Annotated in this window: 17 protein-coding genes; 15 read left to right on the forward strand and 2 right to left on the reverse strand. The window is 60.5% G+C overall.

The window, feature by feature from the left end:
* The first annotated feature begins 12 nt into the window (after nt 1–12).
* Both mraY and murD read left to right on the forward strand, forming a co-directional pair.
* Nucleotides 13–1,095, forward strand: coding sequence for a phospho-N-acetylmuramoyl-pentapeptide-transferase (gene mraY, locus FN828_RS02850; protein ID WP_142491881.1), 1,083 nt, complete (start codon nt 13–15; stop codon nt 1,093–1,095).
* 107 nt (nt 1,096–1,202) lie between these two features.
* Entirely contained in the window at nt 1,203–2,609 is a 1,407-nt protein-coding gene (murD, locus tag FN828_RS02855) for a UDP-N-acetylmuramoyl-L-alanine--D-glutamate ligase (protein ID WP_142491882.1), read from the forward strand.
* Between the two features lie 13 nt (nt 2,610–2,622).
* Here the strand turns inward: murD and FN828_RS02860 are convergent, their stop codons facing one another.
* Nucleotides 2,623–3,822, reverse strand: a complete 1,200-nt coding sequence (locus tag FN828_RS02860; protein WP_142491883.1) for a BaiN/RdsA family NAD(P)/FAD-dependent oxidoreductase — start codon at nt 3,820–3,822, stop codon at nt 2,623–2,625.
* A gap of 146 nt (nt 3,823–3,968) precedes the next feature.
* On the opposite strand from FN828_RS02860, the gene ftsW reads away from it, so the two are divergent.
* The 13 genes from ftsW to recN all read left to right on the forward strand — a co-directional run bounded on the left by ftsW (nt 3,969) and on the right by recN (nt 18,871).
* Nucleotides 3,969–5,135, forward strand: a complete 1,167-nt coding sequence (ftsW, locus tag FN828_RS02865; RefSeq protein WP_142491884.1) for a putative lipid II flippase FtsW — start codon at nt 3,969–3,971, stop codon at nt 5,133–5,135.
* On the forward strand, nt 5,132–6,226 hold the full coding sequence (locus FN828_RS02870; protein WP_142491885.1) for a UDP-N-acetylglucosamine--N-acetylmuramyl-(pentapeptide) pyrophosphoryl-undecaprenol N-acetylglucosamine transferase: 1,095 nt from the start codon (nt 5,132–5,134) through the stop codon (nt 6,224–6,226). Before ftsW ends, FN828_RS02870 begins: the two co-directional genes overlap by 4 nt.
* 4 nt (nt 6,227–6,230) lie before the next feature.
* Complete coding sequence (murC, locus tag FN828_RS02875; protein ID WP_142491886.1) at nt 6,231–7,631, forward strand: UDP-N-acetylmuramate--L-alanine ligase; 1,401 nt, start codon at nt 6,231–6,233, stop codon at nt 7,629–7,631.
* 35 nt (nt 7,632–7,666) lie between these two features.
* Nucleotides 7,667–8,926 (forward strand): APC family permease, encoded by a 1,260-nt coding sequence (locus FN828_RS02880; RefSeq protein WP_328592200.1) that lies wholly within the window; start codon nt 7,667–7,669, stop codon nt 8,924–8,926.
* Entirely contained in the window at nt 8,923–9,186 is a 264-nt protein-coding gene (locus FN828_RS02885) for a DUF2484 family protein (protein WP_142491887.1), read from the forward strand. The genes FN828_RS02880 and FN828_RS02885 overlap by 4 nt, the downstream gene beginning before the upstream one ends.
* On the forward strand, nt 9,173–10,096 hold the full coding sequence (gene murB / locus FN828_RS02890) for a UDP-N-acetylmuramate dehydrogenase (protein WP_142491888.1): 924 nt from the start codon (nt 9,173–9,175) through the stop codon (nt 10,094–10,096). The genes FN828_RS02885 and murB overlap by 14 nt, the downstream gene beginning before the upstream one ends.
* A gap of 100 nt (nt 10,097–10,196) precedes the next feature.
* On the forward strand, nt 10,197–11,111 hold the full coding sequence (locus FN828_RS02895; protein WP_185958914.1) for a D-alanine--D-alanine ligase: 915 nt from the start codon (nt 10,197–10,199) through the stop codon (nt 11,109–11,111).
* On the forward strand, nt 11,099–11,965 hold the full coding sequence (locus tag FN828_RS02900) for a cell division protein FtsQ/DivIB (RefSeq protein WP_235891382.1): 867 nt from the start codon (nt 11,099–11,101) through the stop codon (nt 11,963–11,965). Before FN828_RS02895 ends, FN828_RS02900 begins: the two co-directional genes overlap by 13 nt.
* A 6-nt stretch (nt 11,966–11,971) precedes the next feature.
* Nucleotides 11,972–13,306, forward strand: a complete 1,335-nt coding sequence (ftsA, locus tag FN828_RS02905; protein ID WP_142491889.1) for a cell division protein FtsA — start codon at nt 11,972–11,974, stop codon at nt 13,304–13,306.
* A 178-nt stretch (nt 13,307–13,484) separates the two neighbouring features.
* A complete protein-coding gene (gene ftsZ / locus FN828_RS02910) occupies nt 13,485–15,101 on the forward strand; it encodes a cell division protein FtsZ (protein WP_142491890.1) in 1,617 nt (538 codons plus the stop codon).
* Nucleotides 15,102–15,309: 208 nt separating this feature from the next.
* A complete protein-coding gene (gene lpxC, locus FN828_RS02915) occupies nt 15,310–16,230 on the forward strand; it encodes a UDP-3-O-acyl-N-acetylglucosamine deacetylase (RefSeq protein ID WP_142491891.1) in 921 nt (306 codons plus the stop codon).
* Between the two features lie 128 nt (nt 16,231–16,358).
* Entirely contained in the window at nt 16,359–17,204 is an 846-nt protein-coding gene (locus tag FN828_RS02920) for an outer membrane protein assembly factor BamD (RefSeq protein WP_142491892.1), read from the forward strand.
* 17 nt (nt 17,205–17,221) lie between these two features.
* Nucleotides 17,222–18,871 carry a DNA repair protein RecN gene (gene recN / locus FN828_RS02925; protein ID WP_142491893.1) on the forward strand — a complete coding sequence of 550 codons (1,650 nt, stop codon included), beginning with the start codon at nt 17,222–17,224 and terminating at the stop codon, nt 18,869–18,871.
* A 53-nt stretch (nt 18,872–18,924) separates the two neighbouring features.
* Here the strand turns inward: recN and FN828_RS02930 are convergent, their stop codons facing one another.
* Nucleotides 18,925–20,298: an FAD-binding oxidoreductase gene (locus tag FN828_RS02930; RefSeq protein WP_142491894.1), complete on the reverse strand. Its 1,374-nt coding sequence runs from the start codon at nt 20,296–20,298 to the stop codon at nt 18,925–18,927.
* Between the last annotated feature and the right edge of the window lie 20 nt (nt 20,299–20,318).

Below are 20,318 nucleotides of genomic sequence, written 5' to 3' on the forward strand. Positions count from 1 at the left end.
AGGACTGAATATATGCTCTATTGGCTGACCGAGCTGTCAGATGGTGGCGACATCTTTAACCTGTTTCGCTACATCACCTTCCGGTCTGGCGGGGCGTTTATGACGGCGTTGATTTTTGGCTTTATCTTTGGTCAGCCTTTGATCAACGTCTTGCGCCGCAAACAGGGCAAGGGCCAGCCGATCCGCGATGACGGCCCCGAAGGCCATTTTGCCAAGGCAGGAACCCCCACGATGGGCGGGCTGTTGATCCTGTCGGCGCTGGTGGTGTCGACGCTGCTTTGGGCGCGGCTGGATAATCCCTTTGTCTGGCTGGTTCTGTTTGTCACCATGTCCTTTGGGCTGATCGGGTTCGCCGATGATTATGCCAAAGTGTCCAAACAAAACACCAATGGCGTACCGGGCAAGGTACGTTTGGCGCTGGGGTTTCTGATTGCCGGGATTGCCGGGTTCTGGGCGGCGTCCTACCACCCCGAGGCGCTGCAATATCAACTGGCCCTGCCGATTTTCAAAAATACCCTGATCAATCTGGGCGTGTTGTTCATTCCGTTTTCCATGATCGTGATCGTCGGTGCGGCAAATGCTGTGAATCTGACCGATGGTCTGGACGGGCTGGCGATTATGCCGGTGATGATTGCCAGCGCCACGCTGGGGGTGATCGCCTATGCCGTGGGCCGGGTCGATTTCACCGAATACCTAGAGGTGCATTATGTCCCCGGCACGGGTGAAATCCTGATCTTCGTGGCCGGGCTGGTGGGCGGCGGTCTTGGCTTCCTGTGGTATAACGCGCCGCCTGCGGCTGTGTTCATGGGGGATACCGGATCACTGGCGTTGGGCGGTGCCTTGGGGGCGATTGCTGTTGCCACCAAACACGAAATCGTGCTGGCCATCGTTGGCGGGTTGTTCGTGGTCGAGGCATTGAGCGTGATCATTCAGGTGCTTTACTTCAAACGCACCGGCAAACGCGTGTTCCTGATGGCCCCGATCCACCACCACTACGAAAAAAAGGGCTGGGCCGAACCGCAGATCGTGATCCGTTTTTGGATTATTGCACTGATCCTTGCCATGATCGGGCTGGCCACGCTGAAGGTGCGCTGATCCATTGGCGCTTGCGCCCGTGGCGGTGCTGCGCAATGGATATTTGAACCAAGAAAGAACAGGCGGCGGCGTTCCGGTTTCGGACGCCCCGCGCGTGGAGAGATAGAATGATCCCGGTACAAGGTTTCGCTGGCGCAAAGGTTGCCGTTCTGGGGCTGGGGCGTTCGGGGTTGGCAACGGCCCGCGCCTTGCAGGCCGGTGGCGCGATCCCGGTGTGTTGGGACGACAACCCCGCCGCCCGCGAAAAGGCCGAGGCCGAAGGGTTCGTCACCGCTGATTTGCTGAAACATGGCGCGTTCGACGACATTGCCAGCCTGATCGTCAGCCCCGGCATCCCGCATCTGTACCCGGACCCTAACCGCGTGATTGCCGCCGCCTGGGCGGCCGGTGTGCCGGTGGACAATGATATTGGTCTGTTTTTCCGGTCTTTCGCCACAGCGGATTGGGCCGAACACGATACGCCCCCCCGTGTCATTGCCGTGACGGGATCGAATGGGAAATCCACCACCTCGGCGTTGATCCATCATATCCTGACCGAAGCGGGCAAACCCGCGCAACTGGCGGGGAATATCGGGCGCGGCGTGCTGGACATCGACCCGCCCGAAGATGGCGGCGTTGTTGTGTTGGAACTGTCCAGCTATCAAACCGATCTGGCCCGCGCCCTGACGCCGGATGTGGCGGTGTTTACCAACCTGTCGCCGGATCATCTGGACCGCCACGGCGGCATGGGGGGCTATTTCGCAGCCAAACGCCGCCTGTTCGCCGAAGGTGGGCCAGACCGTGCCGTGATCGGCGTGGATGAAAACGAAGGCCGCTATCTGGCGAACCAACTGTCCGAAGGGGCGGCTGACGATCGGGTGATCCGTGTTTCGGCTGATCAAAAGCTGACCGGGCCGGGCTGGCAGGTTTTTGCCCGCAAGGGGTTCTTGTCAGAATATCGCAAGGGACGGCAGGCCGCGTCTATTGATCTGCGCGGGGTGCAGGGCTTGCCGGGGGCGCATAACCATCAAAACGCCTGTGCCGCCTATGCTGCGTGCCGCACGCTGGGCCTGTCCCCGCGTGTGATCGAGGATGCGTTCCACAGCTTTGGCGGTCTGCCACACCGCAGCCAGACCATCGCGCAGGCGGGCGGGGTGCGTTATGTCAATGACAGCAAAGCCACCAATGTGGACAGCGCGGCCAAAGCCTTGTGTGCCTTTGATAACATCCGCTGGATTTGTGGCGGGCTGGAAAAAGAGGGCGGTCTGGGCGGCTTGTTGGATGCGCTGGGATCAGTGAAGAAGGCCTATGTGATCGGGCGCGAGGCGGCGCATTTCGCGCTGCAACTGACCGGGGTCGAGGCCGAGATTTGCACCGACATGGAAACCGCTGTGACCCATGCGATGGCTGAGGCCGAGGAGGGCGATACCGTTCTTCTGGCGCCTGCGGCGGCCAGTTTCGACCAATACGATAATTTTGAGCAACGCGGCGACGATTTCACGGCTCGCGTTCGCGCGGCGCTGGGGGGCGCCTGATCCCGGCGCGGGGTCAGGCCTGTGGTATCCCTCGCATCCGGGCCTTGATCGCGGTGCCTGCGGCCCAGCCCGATGACCATGCCCATTGGAAATTGAACCCGCCCAGCCAGCCGGTGACATCCACCGCTTCCCCGATGAAATAAAGCCCCTGAACGGTTTTGGCTTCCATCGTTGCGGAATTCAGCCCCGCCGTATCCACCCCGCCCAGTGTGACTTCGGCGGTGCGATAGCCTTCGGACCCTGCGGGCAGCAAATCCCAATCGTGCAAACGGTTTGCCAGATCGCGCAAAGCAGCATCGGACTGATCCGCCAGATTGCCGCTTAGCCCCCAGTCCTGAACGATGAAATCGGCCAGTCTGGCTGGCATCATCTGTGCCAGAACCGTACCCAAATTGCGCCGCCCCGCAGCTTGTCGCTGTGCTTTCAGTGCCGCGAACGCGTCGACTGAAGGCAGCAGATTGACTGTAATCCGCTCTCCCTCGTGCCAATAGGATGACGCTTGTAAAATCGCGGGGCCGGACAAGCCGCGATGGGTGAATAACAAGCCTTCGTCAAAGTTGGCGCCGCCCGCGGATACCTGCGCTGGCAATGACAGCCCGGCAAGCGCGGCAAAGCGTTTTTCGGCGAATGTCAGCGGCACCAGACCGGGGCGGGTTTCGGTGACGGACAGCCCGAATTGTTTCGCAATGTCATAGGCCAGCCCGGTCGCGCCCATTTTGGGGATGGATTTGCCGCCGGTGGCGATGACCAGATTTTGCGCGCGGACAGTGCGGCGTTTTCCGGCGCGTTCCGTGACCACGAGAAAGCCGATGTCGTCTTGGGCAACCTCGACAATCCCGGCCTCCAGCCAGACGGCGGCATCGGCTTTGGCGGCTTCGTCCATCAGCATCGCCACGATTTGCTTGGCCGAACCATCGCAGAACAACTGCCCCAGCGTCTTTTCATGCCATGCGATGCCGTGGCGGTTCACCAGATCCAGAAAATCCCACTGCGTATATCGCGCCAGCGCCGATTTTACGAAATGTGGATTGGCAGACAGGAAATTCCCCGGTTCGGCATACATATTGGTGAAATTGCAGCGCCCACCCCCGGAAATGCGGATTTTTTCGCCTGCGGCCTTGGCGTGATCCAGCACCAGACAGCGCCCGCCCGCATGGGCCGCGCACATCAAACCGGCCGCACCGGCCCCAAGGATCAGCGTATCATATTCCATATGCCGGGGGTGCCTGAGTTCCGCGCCATTGGCAAGGGCTTGCTGACACCTGTTTTTTAACGCTGGCACGATGCGGCATGTTTCGGTAAACTTCGGGCAACAGACCCCGCAAAAGGGGCAGGCAGAGGCAGAAACGGCGGTATCCCATGACGGAAATGGTCTATGGTTCGGTTCCCGTGCGGGAAAGCGAACCCGTACTTCCCAAATGGTGGAGGACAATCGACAAATGGTCGATGTCCTGCATCCTGATCCTGTTCGGGGTGGGGCTTTTGCTGGGGTTGGCCGCTTCGCCGCCACTGGCGGAAAAGAATGGTTTCCAGCCGTTCCATTATGTGCAGCGACAGGCGTTTTTCGGTGGTGTTGCTATGACGGTGATGCTGGTCACGTCGATGATGGGGCCGATCATGGTACGGCGTCTGGCGGTGATTGGATTCATCGCCACGTTCATCGCGCTGTTGGGATTGCCGTTCCTTGGCACCGATTTCGGAAAGGGCGCAACCCGTTGGTATAGTTTGGGGTTTGCCTCGGTTCAGCCGTCTGAATTTCTGAAGCCTGCCTTTGTGATCGTGGCGGCCTGGCTGATGGCCGCCGCACAGGAAATCAACGGCCCGCCGGGGCGGTTGTGGTCCTTTTTTCTGGCGATTGTGATCGTGACCATTCTGGCCTTGCAGCCGGATTTCGGGCAGGCATCGCTGGTGCTGTTTGGCTGGGGCGTGATGTATTTCGTGGCCGGTGCGCCGATTGTGCTGTTGGTGGGCATGGCGGGAATGGCGGTATTGGCCGGAACCTTCGCCTATAACAATTCCCAGCACTTCGCGCGCCGGATTGATGGCTTTCTGTCCCCGGACATCGACCCGCGCACGCAATTGGGCTATGCCACCAATGCCATTCAGGAAGGCGGGTTTTTCGGTGTCGGCGTGGGCGAGGGCGAAGTGAAATGGTCACTGCCCGATGCGCATACGGATTTCATCATCGCGGTGGCCGCCGAAGAATACGGGCTGATTTTGGTTCTGCTGATTCTGGTGTTGTATATGATCATCGTGGTGCGGTCGTTTTTCCGCCTGATGCGGGAACGTGATCCGTTCATCCGTTTGGCCGGAACCGGGCTGGCGGCGATGTTCGGGGTGCAGGCCATGATCAACATGGGCGTGGCTGTGCGCCTGCTGCCCGCCAAGGGTATGACGTTGCCCTTTGTCAGCTATGGTGGCTCGTCCCTGATTGCGGGGGGGATTGCCGTGGGCATGTTGCTGGCGTTCACCCGAACCCGCCCCCAAGGCGAAATCGGGGATATTCTGCGGGGACGTTTCAGATGACCAATCAGCCGTTGCTGATCATTGCCGCCGGGGGGACTGGCGGCCATATGTTCCCCGCGCAAGCCTTGGCCGAGGCGATGCTGCGCAAGGGCTGGCGGGTGAAGCTGTCCACCGATGCGCGCGGCGCGCGCTATACCGGCGGGTTTCCGCATACGGTAGAGATCGAACAGGTCTCCAGCGCGACCTTTGCCCGTGGGGGGGCGCTGGCAAAGCTGGCGGTGCCGTTCCGCGTACTGGGCGGCGTGTTGGGGATGACCCTGCGCATGACGCGGGACAAGCCCGTGGCCGTGGTGGGGTTTGGTGGCTATCCGTCAATCCCGGCCATCGGGGCGGCAACGCTGTTGCGACTGCCCCGGATGATCCATGAACAGAACGGTATTCTGGGCCGGGTGAACCAGATTTTTGCCAAGCGCGTAGATGTCGTGGCCTGTGGAACATGGCCGACCACCCTGCCCGAAGGGGTCGAGGGTGTGCATACCGGCAACCCCGTGCGCAAGGCCGTGCATGATCGTGCGGGGGCGGCCTATATCACGCCGGGGGAATACCCGATGTCGATCCTTGTGATGGGCGGATCGCAGGGGGCGCGCATCCTGTCGGATGTGGTGCCGGGCGCGATTGCGGCCCTGCCGCCGGATCTGTTGCAATATATCCGCGTTAGCCATCAGGCGCGGGACGAAGATCACGAACGTGTCACCCGGTTTTATGCAGATCACGGGATCGCGGCGGATGTGCAGCCGTTTTTCAATGATGTTCCCGCACGGATGAGCGAGGCGCAATTGGTGATCTCGCGGTCGGGCGCGTCCAGCGTGGCGGATATTTCGGTGATTGGGCGGCCTTCCATCCTTGTGCCGTTCGCGGCGGCGACGGGGGACCACCAGACCGCCAATGCCCGTGGGCTGGTTGACGCCGGGGCGGCGATCCTGATCCCGGAAAACCGGCTTGAGGTTTCTACGCTGGCAGAGCAAATAGCTGCGGTGCTGACCAATCCTCGGGGGGCGCAGATGATGGCCCATGCCGCGCTTAGCTGCGGTAAACCCGAAGCGACACAGGAACTGGTCAGCATGGTCGAGGCGCTGGCAAAGAAGGACTGACGACATGAACGCTGCAACCAAGCTGCCCACCGATGTAGGCCCGATTCATTTTGTGGGGATCGGTGGCATTGGCATGTCCGGCATCGCCGAAGTGCTGCTGAACCACGGTTACAGCGTGCAGGGCAGTGACCTGAAAACCAGCAAGATCACCGACCGTCTGGCCGGGATGGGGGCCACTGTCTTCGAGGGGCAGCGGGCTGAAAATCTGGCCGGGGCCGAAGTGATCGTGATTTCCAGCGCCATCAAGCCGGGCAATCCGGAACTGGACGAGGCCCGCCGTTTGGGCCTGCCCGTTGTGCGCCGGGCGGAAATGCTGGCCGAACTGATGCGCCTGAAATCCAATATCGCCGTGGCCGGAACGCATGGCAAGACGACCACCACGACGATGGTGGCGACGCTGCTGGATGCGGGCGGGGTGGACCCGACCGTGATCAATGGCGGGATCATTCATGCCTATGGGTCCAACGCCCGGATGGGCGAAGGCGAATGGATGGTGGTCGAAGCGGATGAAAGCGACGGCACCTTTAACCGGCTGCCTGCGACGATTGCGATTGTCACCAATATCGACCCCGAACACATGGAACATTGGGGGACGATTGAAAACCTGCGCAAGGGGTTTCTGGATTTCGTGTCCAACATCCCGTTCTACGGGCTGGCCGTGTGCTGCACTGACCACCCCGAAGTTCAGGCGCTGGTGGGAAAAATTACGGATCGCCGCGTTGTGACATTTGGGTTCAACGCGCAGGCGGATGTGCGCGCGGCCAACCTGACCTATAAAAAGGGTGTGGCGCATTTCGATATTCTGCTTCAGGCCGAAGGGATCAAGATCGAAGATTGCAGCCTGCCGATGCCGGGGGATCACAACGTCTCCAACGCGCTGGCGGCTGTTGCGGTGGCCCGCCATCTGGGCATGAAAGCCGAGGAAATCCGCGCCGCATTGGCGGCGTTCGGTGGGGTGAACCGGCGCTTTACCAAGGTGGGCGAAGTGAATGGTGTCACCATCATCGACGATTACGGCCACCACCCGGTAGAAATTGCTGCTGTGCTGAAAGCCGCCCGTCAGGCCAGCGAAGGCCGCGTGATCGCTGTACATCAGCCGCACCGCTATACCCGGTTGCATTCGCTGTTCGATGATTTCTGTGCCTGTTTCAACGATGCCGATGTTGTAGGCATTGCCGAAGTTTACGCCGCAGGTGAAGCCCCGATCGAGGGGGCTACCCGTGATGATCTGGTGGCCGGGCTGATCCGCCACGGTCATCGCCACGCCAGCGCCATCCTGACCGAGGACGATCTGGAACGGCTGGTGCGTGAGCAGGCCAAACCGGGCGATATTGTGGTATGTCTGGGGGCCGGGACGATCAGCGCATGGGCGCATAACCTGCCAGAGCGTCTGAAAACCGTCTGAGTGCTGCAAAAGGGCGCTTGCTGGGCGGTCCGGGCTTGATTTTGACCCTATGGCGGGCTGATCTGTTGGCGCAGATGAGTATTTTCGGCAAGATGAAAGGGGCGGGCGTGGCGCAGGAACTAAAACGCCGGATTGGTCTGGGACTGCTGACCGCCTATGGCGTGGGCGTCATGGTCGGCGCGGGGATTTATGTGCTGGTCGGGGCCGTCGCTGCCGAGGCCGGGGTTTGGGCGCCGGTATCCTTTTTGATTGCGGGTCTGGTCGCCGCGCCCACGGCGCTGAGCTACGCCGAATTTTCCGCCCGCATCCCCGAAGCCGCAGGCGAAGCGGCCTATGTTGCCCAAGGGCTGAAGCTGCCTTTTATCGCTGTGCTGGTAGGGCTGGCCATTGTCGCTGCCGGAACAATATCAGCGGCGGCGGTGCTGCGTGGGGGCATGGGCTATCTGACGGCGGCTGTCGATGTGCCGCTGGAGTGGGCCGTGGTTGCGGGCGGCGTGTTGCTGACGTTGGTTGCTGTTCTGGGGGTTCTGGAAAGCATGGCCTTGGCCGCGCTGTTCACCGTAGCTGAACTGGCAGGGTTGGGGTTGGTCGTTTTCGCCGGATCGGTGGCGCCGGTGTCACCGGATTTCACCATGCCCGATGTGCCGCTGTGGTCCGGGATCGGGGCGGGGGCGGTTCTGGCCTTTTTCGCTTTTATTGGGTTCGAGGACATCGTAAACATGGCCGAAGAGGTCGAGCGCCCCGAACGTGTCGTGCCGCGGGCCATCCTGTTGTCGCTGATCCTGACCAGCCTGATTTACGGGGCTGTCGCGGTGGCGGCGGTGCGTGCCGTCCCGTTGGAGGAATTGGCCGCTTCGGAGCAGCCCCTTGTATTGGTCTGGGATGCCGGGATCGGGGGGAACAGTTCTTTTTTCGTGCTGATTGCGGCGGTGGCGGCGTTGAACGGGGTTCTGGCGCAGATCGTCATGGCTAGCCGGGTGCTGTTTGGGCTGGGCAAACGATCCATCCTGTTGCGGGTGTTCCATCATGCGCATCCACGGTTCGGCACCCCGGTTCTGGCAACGCTGTTGCTGGGGGTGGCGGTGATCTATGGGGCGCTGGCCTTGCCTGTGGCGACATTGGCGGGGGCGACCTCGGCCCTGTTGCTGGGGGTGTTCGTGCTGGTGAATGCGGCGCTGATCATGGTGAAACGGGATCAGCCCAAGGCGGCCTTTACCGTTCCGATGGCGATGCCTGTGGTGGGGTTGGTTCTGGCGTTGGGGGCGCTGTTGATGACGACGGGGATATTGGGATGACGTGGCCATTGACCTTGGCCTGCGTTTGGTTCGTGGGGGCCAATCTGGGCGCGATGTTCCCCAGCCGCCGGAATCATTGGCCGTTTGCCTATGGGTTGATTGCTGTGGGGATTCCCATTCTGGGCGCGGTGGTTTATCAGCATGGGCCTTGGGTCGGGTTGCTGGTGATGGCGGCGGCGATGTCGGTGTTGCGCTGGCCCGTGATTTACCTGTTCCGTTGGATCAAACGCGGGGGAAAGGCGAAAGATGCAGATGCCTGAGGTGCGGGGGCGGCTGACGCCCCAAAGACCGCTGTCCGATCTGACGTGGTTGCGCGTGGGTGGCCCGGCGGATTGGCTGTTCCAGCCTGCCGATGTGCAGGATTTACAAGCGTTTCTGGCCGCGCTGGACCCGGATGTGACTGTGTTCCCGATGGGGGTTGGGTCTAACCTGATCGTGCGGGATGGGGGGCTGCGGGCGGTGGTGATCCGTCTGGGGCGTGGGTTCAATGCGATCACGGTTCAGGGCAACCGCGTGACGGCGGGGGCGGCGGCGCTGGATGCGCATGTAGCCCGCAAGGCGGCGGAAGCGGGTGTCGACCTGACATTTTTGCGCACCATCCCCGGCAGCATTGGCGGCGCGGTGCGGATGAATGCGGGGTGCTACGGGTCTTATACCGCTGATGTGTTCGTTGAGGCCAAGGCCGTGACGCGGGACGGGGCGCTGGTGACATTGAACGCCTCTGATCTGGGGTTTCAGTACCGCCAGACCGATTTACCCGAAGGCATGGTTTTGGTCGAAGCCACGTTCGAGGCCCCGGCTGGCGATCCGGCGGAACTGGCCGCGCGGATGGAAGATCAGCTTGCCAAGCGGGACGCGACCCAGCCCACGAAAGACCGCAGCGCGGGCAGCACGTTCCGCAATCCGGCGGGGTTTTCCAGCACAGGGCGCGCCGATGATGTGCATGATCTGAAGGCGTGGAAGGTGATTGACGACGCCGGGATGCGCGGGACGCGACGCGGTGGCGCACAGATGAGCGAAAAACACTCGAATTTCCTGATCAATACGGGGGCGGCAACGGCTGCCGATCTGGAAGGATTGGGAGAAGACGTGCGAAAAAAGGTTTACGATTCCTGCGGGATCACGCTACAGTGGGAAATCATGCGCGTCGGTGAACCGGCGCCGGAATAAAGGGGCGGAGCGCCCCATATCAGGCCCGCAAAAGATGGGCCATCAGAAGCAGAAACATGGGCCGTATCAACGGCTTGGAACATTGAGGCACAAAGTGGGTATGTCGAGCAGGACAACCCCGAAAGTGGCGGTGTTGATGGGCGGACCCTCGGCCGAGCGCGAGGTGTCGCTGTCAACCGGACGTGAATGCGCCGCCGCGCTGAGGGGAGAAGGATTCGAAGTGGTCGAGGTCGATGCTGGCCCCGATCTGCCCGCGCGGCTGACCGAAATCCAACCCGATGTGGTATTCAACGCCCTGCATGGCCGCTGGGGCGAGGATGGCTGTGTACAGGGTTTGTTGGAATGGCTGAAAATTCCCTACACCCATTCGGGGGTTTTGTCCTCGGCCCTGGCGATGGACAAGGAGCGCACGAAACAGGTGTATCGCGCCGCCGGGCTGCCGGTGGTCGATAGTGTTCTGGCAGCGAAATCTGACGTTCAGGCCCGCCATGTGATGCCGCCGCCCTATGTGGTGAAACCCTATAACGAAGGGTCATCGGTTGGGGTGTATATCGTGCAAGAGGCCGCGAACGGCCCGCCGCACCTGAATGAAAATATGCCCGACCTGCTGATGGTGGAAACCTATGCGCCGGGGCGGGAACTGACGACAACCGTGATGGGCGACCGGGCCTTGACGGTGACGGATATTGTGACCGACGGTTGGTATGATTATCACGCCAAATATGCCGAGGGCGGATCGTATCATGTGGTTCCGGCGGACATCCCGGCAGAGATTTTCGATGCCTGTATGGACTACGCCTTGCGGGCACATCAGGCGTTGGGCTGTCGTGGGCTGAGCCGGACCGATTTCCGTTGGGACGAAAGCCGGGGGCTGGATGGGCTGATCCTGTTGGAAACCAACACCCAGCCGGGCATGACGCCGACATCGCTTAGCCCCGAACAGGCCGCGAAAACCGGGATCAGTTTCGGTCAGCTTTGCCGCTGGATGGTGGAGGATGCCTCGTGCAACAGGTAAGCCGCAAAGCCGATCCCGCGCCATCGCGGCTGGCCTATCGGATGCAGCGCATGATGCTGACCCCGCTGGTGCGGGGGCTGGTGCGGATTGGTTTGCCGTTTGCCCTGGCCTTGGGCGGGGCAACGATTTACCTGTCGGATGAACAGCGGGTGGATAATATCCGGCTGGCTTTTTCCGACATTCGCAAACAGATCGAATCTCGCCCTGAATTCATGGTCAAGCTGATGGCGGTGGACGGGGCCGGGCCAACGATTGCGGACGACATTCGGGAAATCGTTTCGATTGATTTCCCGGTTAGTTCTTTTGATCTGTCGCTGGAGGAAATCCGCGAAACCATTCTGGAATTACCGGCTGTGGCGGATGCCTCGGTGCGGATCAGGCCGGGTGGGGTGCTTCAGGTCGATCTGAAGGAGCGCGTGCCGGTGGTGTTGTGGCGGTCCCCACAGGGTTTGGTTCTGCTGGATGCCGACGGCAATTACGTGGGCGAGGCGGAATCGCGTCTGGCGCATAAGGAACTGCCGGTTGTCGCAGGTGACGGGGCCGAACACGCGGTAAAGGAAGCGATGCAGCTTTTCCGCGCGGCTGGCCCTGTGGCGGGTCGGGTGCGCGGGCTTGTGCGCATGGGGGAACGGCGCTGGGATGTCGTTCTGGATCGCGGGCAGCGGATTTTATTGCCTGCGGATAACCCGGTGCAGGCATTGGAACGGGTGCTGGTTCTGAACCAGTCGCAGGACATGATGGCGCGTGATCTGGCACATGTAGATATGCGGATCGCGGCGCGGCCAACCATTCGGATGAACCCGGATGCGGTGGACCAATGGTGGCGGATCAAGAAGATCAGTGCAGGAGACTGACGGGACATGACCGAGCTTTACGAGTCGCAGCGTGCGATGCGGAACATGCGCAAGGCGGCAATGCAGCGTGGCGTGATTGCTATTCTGGATGTGGGCAGCTCGAAAATCGGCTGTCTTGTGCTGCGCTTTGATGGCAGTGATCGCCTGAAAGAAACCGAAGGCGTTGGCCCGATGGCGGGGCAGGCGGGGTTCCGGGTGATCGGCGCGGCAACAACCCGGTCGCGCGGCGTGCGTTTTGGCGAAATCGACGCCATGCAGGAAACCGAACGCGCCATTCGTACCGCTGTGCAGGCGGCGCAGAAAATGGCGAATATCCGGGTGGATCATGTGATTGCTTGCTTTGCCGGGGCCGAACCGCGTAGCTATGGCTTGGCTGGTTCTATTGATGTCGAGGGTAATCTGGTTTCCGAACAGGATATCAGCCGGGTTCTGTCGTCCTGTGATGTGCCTGATTATGGCATGGGCCGCGAAGTGCTGCACGCGCAGCCGGTGAATTTCGCGCTGGATCATCGTTCTGGTCTGTCAGACCCGCGTGGGCAAATCGGGCAGACGCTTTCAACCGATATGCACATGCTGACCGTCGAGGCGACTGCCGTCCACAATCTGGCCCATTGCGTGAAACGGTGTGATCTGGAATTGGCGGGCATAGCCTCGTCTGCCTATGTGGCGGGGGTTTCGGCACTGGTCGAGGACGAGCAAGAACTGGGGGCGGCCTGTATTGATATGGGCGGCGGCACCACCAGCCTGTCGATCTTTATGAAAAAGCATATGATCTATGCCGATACCGTTCGGATGGGCGGGGATCATGTGACGGGTGACATCTCGATGGGGTTGTCCGTGCCGTTCAATACGGCCGAGCGGATCAAGACGTTCTATGGCGGTGTCGTGGCAACCGGCATGGATGACCGTGAAATGATTGATCTGGAAGGCGATACTGGCGATTGGGAACACGACCGCCGCAGCGTCAGCCGGGCCGAACTGATCGGTATCATGCGCCCGCGTGTCGAAGAAGTTCTGGAAAAAGTCCGCGCCCGACTGGATGCGGCGGGGTTCGATCATCTGCCCAGCCAGCAAATCGTGCTGACGGGGGGAGGAAGCCAGATTCCGGGGCTGGATGGCTTGGCAAGCCGCATTCTGGGGCATCAGGTGCGGTTAGGGCGTCCCCTGCGGGTGCATGGGCTGCCGCAGGCCGCAACAGGGCCGGGTTTTGCGGGGGCGGTGGGGCTGTGCCTGTTCGCTGCGCATCCGCAGGACGAATGGTGGGACTTCGATCTGCCGGTCGAACGTTATCCCGCCCGGTCGCTGCGTCGTGCCGTCAAATGGTTCCGCGATAACTGGTAAGCCCCATATCTGGCCATTTCGGCGAAATCCCGCGTAGCTGCGCTGCAAAAAAGCCCATATTTTGTGGTTTTTTTGCGCTTTTTTACGTGACGATCCGGTGCGTTCTGGGTAACAATGGCCGGTAATAGGCAGAAAAATCACCTGCGCAAGGCAGGCTAAACATCAGGCGGACAGATCCATGACTTTGAACCTTTCGATGCCCGGACAAGATGAGCTGAAACCTCGTATCACCGTGTTTGGTGTCGGTGGGGCCGGGGGGAATGCGGTCAACAACATGATCCAGCAGGAATTGGCTGGGGTCGATTTTGTTGTGGCCAACACGGATGCGCAGGCGTTGCAGCAATCCCGCGCCGAAAATCGCATTCAACTGGGCGTGAAAGTCACCGAAGGTTTGGGTGCGGGGGCGCGTGCCTCGGTTGGGGCTGCTGCTGCCGAAGAAAGCATTGAACAAATCGTCGACCATCTGGCAGGCGCGCATATGTGTTTTATCACCGCCGGTATGGGCGGCGGGACCGGCACTGGTGCTGCCCCGATCATCGCGCAGGCTGCGCGTGAATTGGGTGTGCTGACCGTTGGTGTCGTGACCAAGCCGTTCCAGTTCGAAGGCGCAAAACGGATGCGTCAGGCCGAAGAAGGCGTGGAAACCCTGCAAAAGATGGTCGATACGCTGATCATCATTCCGAACCAGAACCTGTTCCGTCTGGCCAATGAAAAAACCACCTTTACCGAAGCTTTCGCAATGGCCGATGACGTGCTGTATCAGGGCGTCAAAGGTGTGACCGATCTGATGGTGAAACCGGGCCTGATCAACCTTGACTTTGCTGACGTGCGCTCGGTCATGGATGAAATGGGCAAGGCCATGATGGGAACCGGCGAAGCCAACGGCGAAGATCGCGCCATTCAGGCCGCCGAGAAAGCCATCGCCAACCCGCTGCTGGATGAAATCAGCCTGAAAGGCGCCAAAGGCGTGCTGATCAACATCACCGGCGGACATGACCTGACCCTGTTTGAACTGGACGAAGCCGCCAACCGTATCCGCGAAGAGGTGGACCCGGATGCCAACATCATCGTCGGTTCGACGCTGGACACGGATATGGATGGCATGATGCGCGTCTCGGTCGTGGCGACTGGCATTGACGCATCCGAAGTTGTGTTGGAAGTCCCGGTGCCGCGTCGTTCGATGGCCGCACCCTTGAAGCAGACCGTGGCCGCAGAAGATAACAAAGAAGCGGCGCCGGTCGCGGCGCAACCCGTTGCAGCAGAACAAGCCGCCGTTGCGGAACCTTCGCTGTTTCAGGAATTGGATGCTCCAAAGCCCGCGCCGGTAGCAGCGCAAGAAGTCTATGATGACGAATACGAGGTAGAGGACGATCTGCCTCCGCCCGCCTATCGCCCGCAGGTCGCGGAATTCCAGCCGCAGCATGAAGCCGTAGAAGCGCCCGCTGAATCCTTTGTTGCGCCGAAAGCGCCGATGGCTGGCACCCCGTCAGCCGAAGCGATGGCCCGCCTGCAAGCCGCCGTTCAGAAAGCCCCGGCGCGTCCGGCGCAATCGCCGGTGGCCCAGCGTCCTGCAACCCCGGCAACGCCCGCTGCGGCCCCCCGTGTCGAGGCGGAAAAAGCCCGGTTTGGTATCAATTCGTTGATTAACCGGATGACAGGACACGGCCACGATGCGGCCCCGCAAGCTGCCGCGCGTCAGCAGCCAGCCGTTCAGCCGCAAGAGCAAAAAGCGGCAGCGGACCCGGAACAGGACCGGATCGAAATCCCGGCTTTCCTGCGCCGCCAGGCGAATTGACCTAAGGTTACAAAGCAATCGAAAAGCCACCCTTTCGGGTGGCTTTTTCTTTTTAAAACAAGAGATTGAGCTGTGAATAGGCGGGTTTGCGCCAGTCCCTTTCCGGGATGTTTCAATGCGTTACAAAGATTGAATTGAGGCTTTTCCTTGTCGCATTTATCTATATGCCAGAGCAAAAAAGATCGCCGAAAAGGCATTGGGGAACATCTTGCAACATACCTTGAAATCTTCGGTCACGTTTACCGGCGTGGGTTTGCATTCCGGGAAACCTGTTCGCATGACGGTTCGACCGGCCTCGGCTGATTATGGAATTTGGTTCAAACGGACGGATGTGCTTTTTGCCGACACCCTGATCCCTGCGCGTTGGGATGTGGTGAACCAGTCGCCGCTATGTACCCGTCTGGAAAATGCTGCGGGCATCAGCGTTTCCACCGTTGAACATGTGATGGCAGCGCTGGCTGGGTGTGGAATTCACAACGCGCTTATCGAAATCGACGGCCCCGAAGTGCCAATCCTTGATGGCAGCGCAGCCCCGTTTGTTCGGGCGTTTCTGATCAAAGGTCTGACAGGACAGCGCATTCCGGTTCGGGTTATCGAAGTGTTGAAACCCGTCGAAGTGCGCAAAGGCGATGCTTGGGCGCGTTTGGAACCAGGGCGTGACCTGACGATTGATTTCCATATTGATTTCGAGGATGCCGCGATTGGCGTGCAGGATAAGACGCTGAAAATGGCGAACGGATCATTTGTGCGTGAACTGTGTGACAGCCGGACCTTCTGCCGCAAGGCGGATGTGGATTACATGCACGCCAATGGTCTGGCGCTTGGCGGCACGATGGAAAATGCCGTGGTTGTCGAAGGCGATAAGGTTCTAAGCCCCGGCGGGCTGCGTCATGTTGATGAACCCGTGCGGCATAAGATGTTGGACGCGCTGGGGGATTTGGCGCTGGCCGGTGCGCCCATTTTGGGCCGCTATATCGGTTATCGTGCGGGGCACGCGCTGACCAATGATCTGCTAAAGGCGCTTTTCGCTGATCCTACGGCCTTCCGTATGGTGTCTTGCGATACCGACATGATGGCGCGGTTGCCCGGCGTCGGGGTTCATCTGGGCGAGATGCCTGCGGTTGCCTGACGCGGTGGACATCTCCTTGTGCTGAAATCCACCAAAGACGTTTTGCACCGGAAATTTCTGTGCTAGGACCAGTCAGAGCAGCGGGGGAAATCGCCCCGTTCCAAGTGCAGACGAGGATAAATAACGGCATGACAGGCGGTGGATCCCGGAAATGGTTCTTCGGTTTGATTCTGGCATCGTCCGTTTTGGCGGGATGCAGCGGGAACAAAGTTGAAACCGGGCAGGTGCCCTTGGAAAATTATACGGCCGAGCAGATTTTTGGCCGTGGTGAATACGAGCTGGAGCGCCGCCAACCCGCACGCGCCGCGCATTACTTCTCGGAAATCGAACGGCTGTATCCCTATTCCGATTGGGCCAAACGGGCGCTGATCATGCAGGCTTTTGCCTATCATCGGGCCACGGATTACGAAAACAGCCGCGCCGCCGCACAGCGGTATATCGACTTCTACCCGACATCGGATGACGCGGCCTATGCGGCTTATCTGTTGGCGCTGTCCTACTATGATCAGATTGACGAAGTTGGCCGCGACCAAGGGCTGACCTTTCAGGCGTTGCAGGCGTTGCGGGCGGTGATTGAACGCTATCCCGACAGCGAATACGCCCGGTCGGCCATTCTGAAATTCGATCTGGCCTTTGACCATTTGGCAGGCAAGGAAATGGAGGTCGGTCGCTACTATCTGAAGCGCGATCACTATACCGCCGCGATCAACCGTTTCCGCGTTGTGGTGGAAGATTTCCAAACCACCAGCCACACCGCCGAAGCGCTACACCGTTTGGTCGAGTCTTATTTGTCGCTGGGGCTGACGGACGAAGCCCAGACCGCTGGCGCGATCTTGGGGCATAACTTCCAGTCAACCGAATGGTATCAGGACAGCTATAAATTGCTGGCTGGTCGCGGATTGGAAATGAAGCCCAAGGGCAACAACTGGCTGAGCAAGGTCTATCGTCAGATGATCAAGGGCCAATGGCTCTGATCTGATGGGGTTTCCCGATGCTGCGTAGCGTTGAAATCCGGGATATGCTGATTATTGACCGGCTGGATTTGGATTTCCAGCCGGGCCTGAACGTGCTGACCGGAGAAACCGGGGCCGGGAAATCCATTTTGCTGGATTCGCTGGGGTTCGTTCTGGGCTGGCGGGGACGCGCGGAATTGGTGCGCTCCGGTGCCGATCAGGGCGAGGTGGTGGCGGTGTTCGATTTGCCCGAAGGCCATGCCGCCCATCGGGTTCTGGCCGAGGCAGGGCTGCCGGACGGCGATGAACTGATCCTGCGTCGGGTCAATTCCCGCGATGGCCGCAAAACCGCATGGGTGAATGACCGGCGTTGCTCGGGCGAGGTGTTGCGGGCGCTGTCCGATACCTTGATCGAATTGCACGGTCAGCACGATGACCGGGGTTTGCTGGACCCCAAAGGCCACCGCGCGTTGTTGGATGCGTTCGGGGCCTATGCGCCGTTACAGGATCGGGTGCGGGATGCGTGGCGCGATATGTCCCGCCGCCGCAAGGCGCTGTCCGTAGCCGAGGCGGCCCTGATCGAGGTGCGCAAGGAAGAGGAATTCCTGCGCCACGCGGTCGAGGAGCTGGACAAGCTGGCGCCCGAACCGGGGGAAGAAACCGATCTGGATACGCGCCGCCGGATGATGCAGGGCGCGGAGCGGATACGCGATGACGTGGCCAAGGCGCTGAATGCGCTGGGAACAGACGGTGCCGAAGGTGCGATGGGCGATGCGCTGCGCTGGTTGGAAGGCGTGTCCGACAAGGCCGAGGGTGTGCTGGACGCGCCGATTGACGCGCTGGGGCGGGCCTTTGCCGAATTGTCGGATGCGATGTCTGGCGTGGAAAATGCGCTGGATGGGCTACAGTTCAACCCGCACGATCTGGAAGAAGTCGAAGAACGCCTGTTCGCAATTCGTGCGGTGGCCCGCAAACATGGCGTGTTGCCGGATGATCTGGGCGCATTGGCGGATGAATTGCGGACCAAGCTGCACGCTTTGGATCAGGGCGACGCGGATATTCACCGCTTGCAAAGCGAACTAAAGGCGACAGAGGCAGCTTTTGCCACTGCGGCAGAGGCGCTGACCGAGGCCCGGAAAGAAGCGGCCAAGCGGCTGGATTTGGCGGTCGCTGCGGAATTGGCCCCGTTGAAAATGGAACGCGCGGTGTTTCACACCCAGATCACGCCCACCGATGCAGGGACCGAAGGGGTTGATCTGGTTGCCTTTACCGTGGCTACGAATCCCGGTGCGCCCTCTGGCCCACTGGCGAAAATTGCATCTGGCGGGGAACTCAGCCGTTTTCTGTTGGCGTTGAAGGTCTGCCTGAGCCAACAACAAGACGGCGTGACCATGATCTTTGACGAGATTGATCGCGGTGTAGGCGGGGCAACTGCGGATGCTGTGGGGCGGCGTCTGGCCGCTTTGGCGGCTGACGGGCAGGTTCTGGTCGTGACCCATTCGCCGCAGGTGGCGGCGTTGGGGGCGCATCACTGGCGTGTGGAAAAACGGGTCGCGGATGGAATGACCACCTCGACCGTGGTGCCATTGTCTGCGGCAGAACGCATAGACGAAATCGCCCGTATGGTTGCGGGCGATACCATCACCGAAGAAGCGCGCGGCGCGGCCAAGGCGTTGCTGGCGGGATAACGCGTTTCGCAAAACCCTGATCGGTATTTTACGAAACGCTTTCGGTGGCGGGATTAGTTCCCGCGCACCATTTTGCCCGGATTCATGATGTTTTGCGGATCAAGGGCGCGTTTCATCTGCCCCATGACATCCCACGCGGCACCGTGTTCGGCATCCATATATTTCAGCTTGCCAATGCCAATGCCATGTTCGCCAGTGACGGTGCCCCCCAAGGCCAAGGAGCGTTCCACCATGCGATGCGCCAGATCCTCGGCTGCTTTTTCTTCTTCGGGTTTGGACGGGTCAAACAGCAGGATCGAGTGAAAATTCCCATCGCCCACATGGCCCAGAATTGGCCCGGAAATGGGGGATGCGGCGATATCGGCGGCGGTTTCGTTCACGGCTTCGGCCAGCTTTGAAATCGGCACACAAATATCGGTCACGATTGACCGTGCGCCGGGTTTCGATGCCATGCAGGCCCAATGCGCATGGTGGCGCATTGTCCACAGCGCGTTGCGGTCTTCGGGCTTCATGGCCCATTCAAACCCTTTGCCGCCGTGGTCGGCCACAATTGCGCCAAAGGTTTCGGCCTGTTCGGCCACCCCCTGTTCCGAGCCGTGAAATTCCACCATCAGATGCGGGCATTCCGGCATATCTGACCCGGAATAGGCGTTAAATGCGGCGGCGGTGGCGGCGTCGACAAATTCGATCCGTGCCATCGGGATGCCCATCTGGATGGTGTCGATCACAGCGGATACGGCATCTTCGATCCGGTCAAAGGCGCAAACGGCGGCGGTGATCGCCTCGGGCTGGCCGCGTAGGCGCAGGGTTAGTTCGGTGATCAGGCCCAGCGTTCCTTCGGCGCCAACAAACAGCCCGGTCAGATCATAGCCCGCGCTGGATTTGCGGGCGCGGGTGCCGGTGCGGATGATCCGGCCATCGGCCAGGACGACCTCTAGCCCCAGTACGTTATCGCGCATCGTGCCATAGCGTACCGCCGTGGTGCCGCTGGCGCGGGTGGACGCCATCCCCCCGATCGAGGCATTCGCCCCCGGATCGACCGGAAAGAACAGGCCGGTGGCCCGCAATTCGGTGTTCAGTTCTTCGCGGGTAATACCGGGTTGAACGGCCACATCCATATCTTCGGGCGACAGGCGCAGGATTTTGTTCATGTTGCGGAAATCAACCGAAATCCCGCCGGAAAACGCCTGTGCCTGTCCTTCGAGCGAGGTGCCAGCCCCCCAGCCGATGACGGGGCAGCCGTACCGTGCGCAGATTTTCACGATCTCGCTGACTTCTTCGGTCGTGTTGGGATACGCGACGGCATCAGGGGGCGTCAGTGGGAAATGGGTCTCTGATGCGCCATGTTGTTCCAGATCGGACTTGGACAGGCTCAGCCGTTGTCCTAGTAAGTTGGAAAGCTCAGCAAGCGCGGCCTGGATAGCCATTGTTTTCCTCCGGTTTGTGC

Source organism: Thalassovita litoralis, assembly GCF_900182725.1.
GTDB lineage: Bacteria > Pseudomonadota > Alphaproteobacteria > Rhodobacterales > Rhodobacteraceae > Thalassobius > Thalassobius litoralis.

What these genes read in the sequence shown, in the direction of transcription:
- mraY (WP_142491881.1), top strand. Translation starts at nt 13, where the DNA reads ATGCTCTATTGGCTGACCGAGCTGTCAGATGGTGGCGACATCTTTAAC.
- murD (WP_142491882.1), top strand. Translation starts at nt 1,203, where the DNA reads ATGATCCCGGTACAAGGTTTCGCTGGCGCAAAGGTTGCCGTTCTGGGG.
- FN828_RS02860 (WP_142491883.1), bottom strand. Translation starts at nt 3,822, where the DNA reads ATGGAATATGATACGCTGATCCTTGGGGCCGGTGCGGCCGGTTTGATG.
- ftsW (WP_142491884.1), top strand. Translation starts at nt 3,969, where the DNA reads ATGACGGAAATGGTCTATGGTTCGGTTCCCGTGCGGGAAAGCGAACCC.
- FN828_RS02870 (WP_142491885.1), top strand. Translation starts at nt 5,132, where the DNA reads ATGACCAATCAGCCGTTGCTGATCATTGCCGCCGGGGGGACTGGCGGC.
- murC (WP_142491886.1), top strand. Translation starts at nt 6,231, where the DNA reads ATGAACGCTGCAACCAAGCTGCCCACCGATGTAGGCCCGATTCATTTT.
- FN828_RS02885 (WP_142491887.1), top strand. Translation starts at nt 8,923, where the DNA reads ATGACGTGGCCATTGACCTTGGCCTGCGTTTGGTTCGTGGGGGCCAAT.
- murB (WP_142491888.1), top strand. Translation starts at nt 9,173, where the DNA reads ATGCAGATGCCTGAGGTGCGGGGGCGGCTGACGCCCCAAAGACCGCTG.
- FN828_RS02895 (WP_185958914.1), top strand. Translation starts at nt 10,197, where the DNA reads ATGTCGAGCAGGACAACCCCGAAAGTGGCGGTGTTGATGGGCGGACCC.
- ftsA (WP_142491889.1), top strand. Translation starts at nt 11,972, where the DNA reads ATGACCGAGCTTTACGAGTCGCAGCGTGCGATGCGGAACATGCGCAAG.
- ftsZ (WP_142491890.1), top strand. Translation starts at nt 13,485, where the DNA reads ATGACTTTGAACCTTTCGATGCCCGGACAAGATGAGCTGAAACCTCGT.
- FN828_RS02920 (WP_142491892.1), top strand. Translation starts at nt 16,359, where the DNA reads ATGACAGGCGGTGGATCCCGGAAATGGTTCTTCGGTTTGATTCTGGCA.
- recN (WP_142491893.1), top strand. Translation starts at nt 17,222, where the DNA reads ATGCTGCGTAGCGTTGAAATCCGGGATATGCTGATTATTGACCGGCTG.
- FN828_RS02930 (WP_142491894.1), bottom strand. Translation starts at nt 20,298, where the DNA reads ATGGCTATCCAGGCCGCGCTTGCTGAGCTTTCCAACTTACTAGGACAA.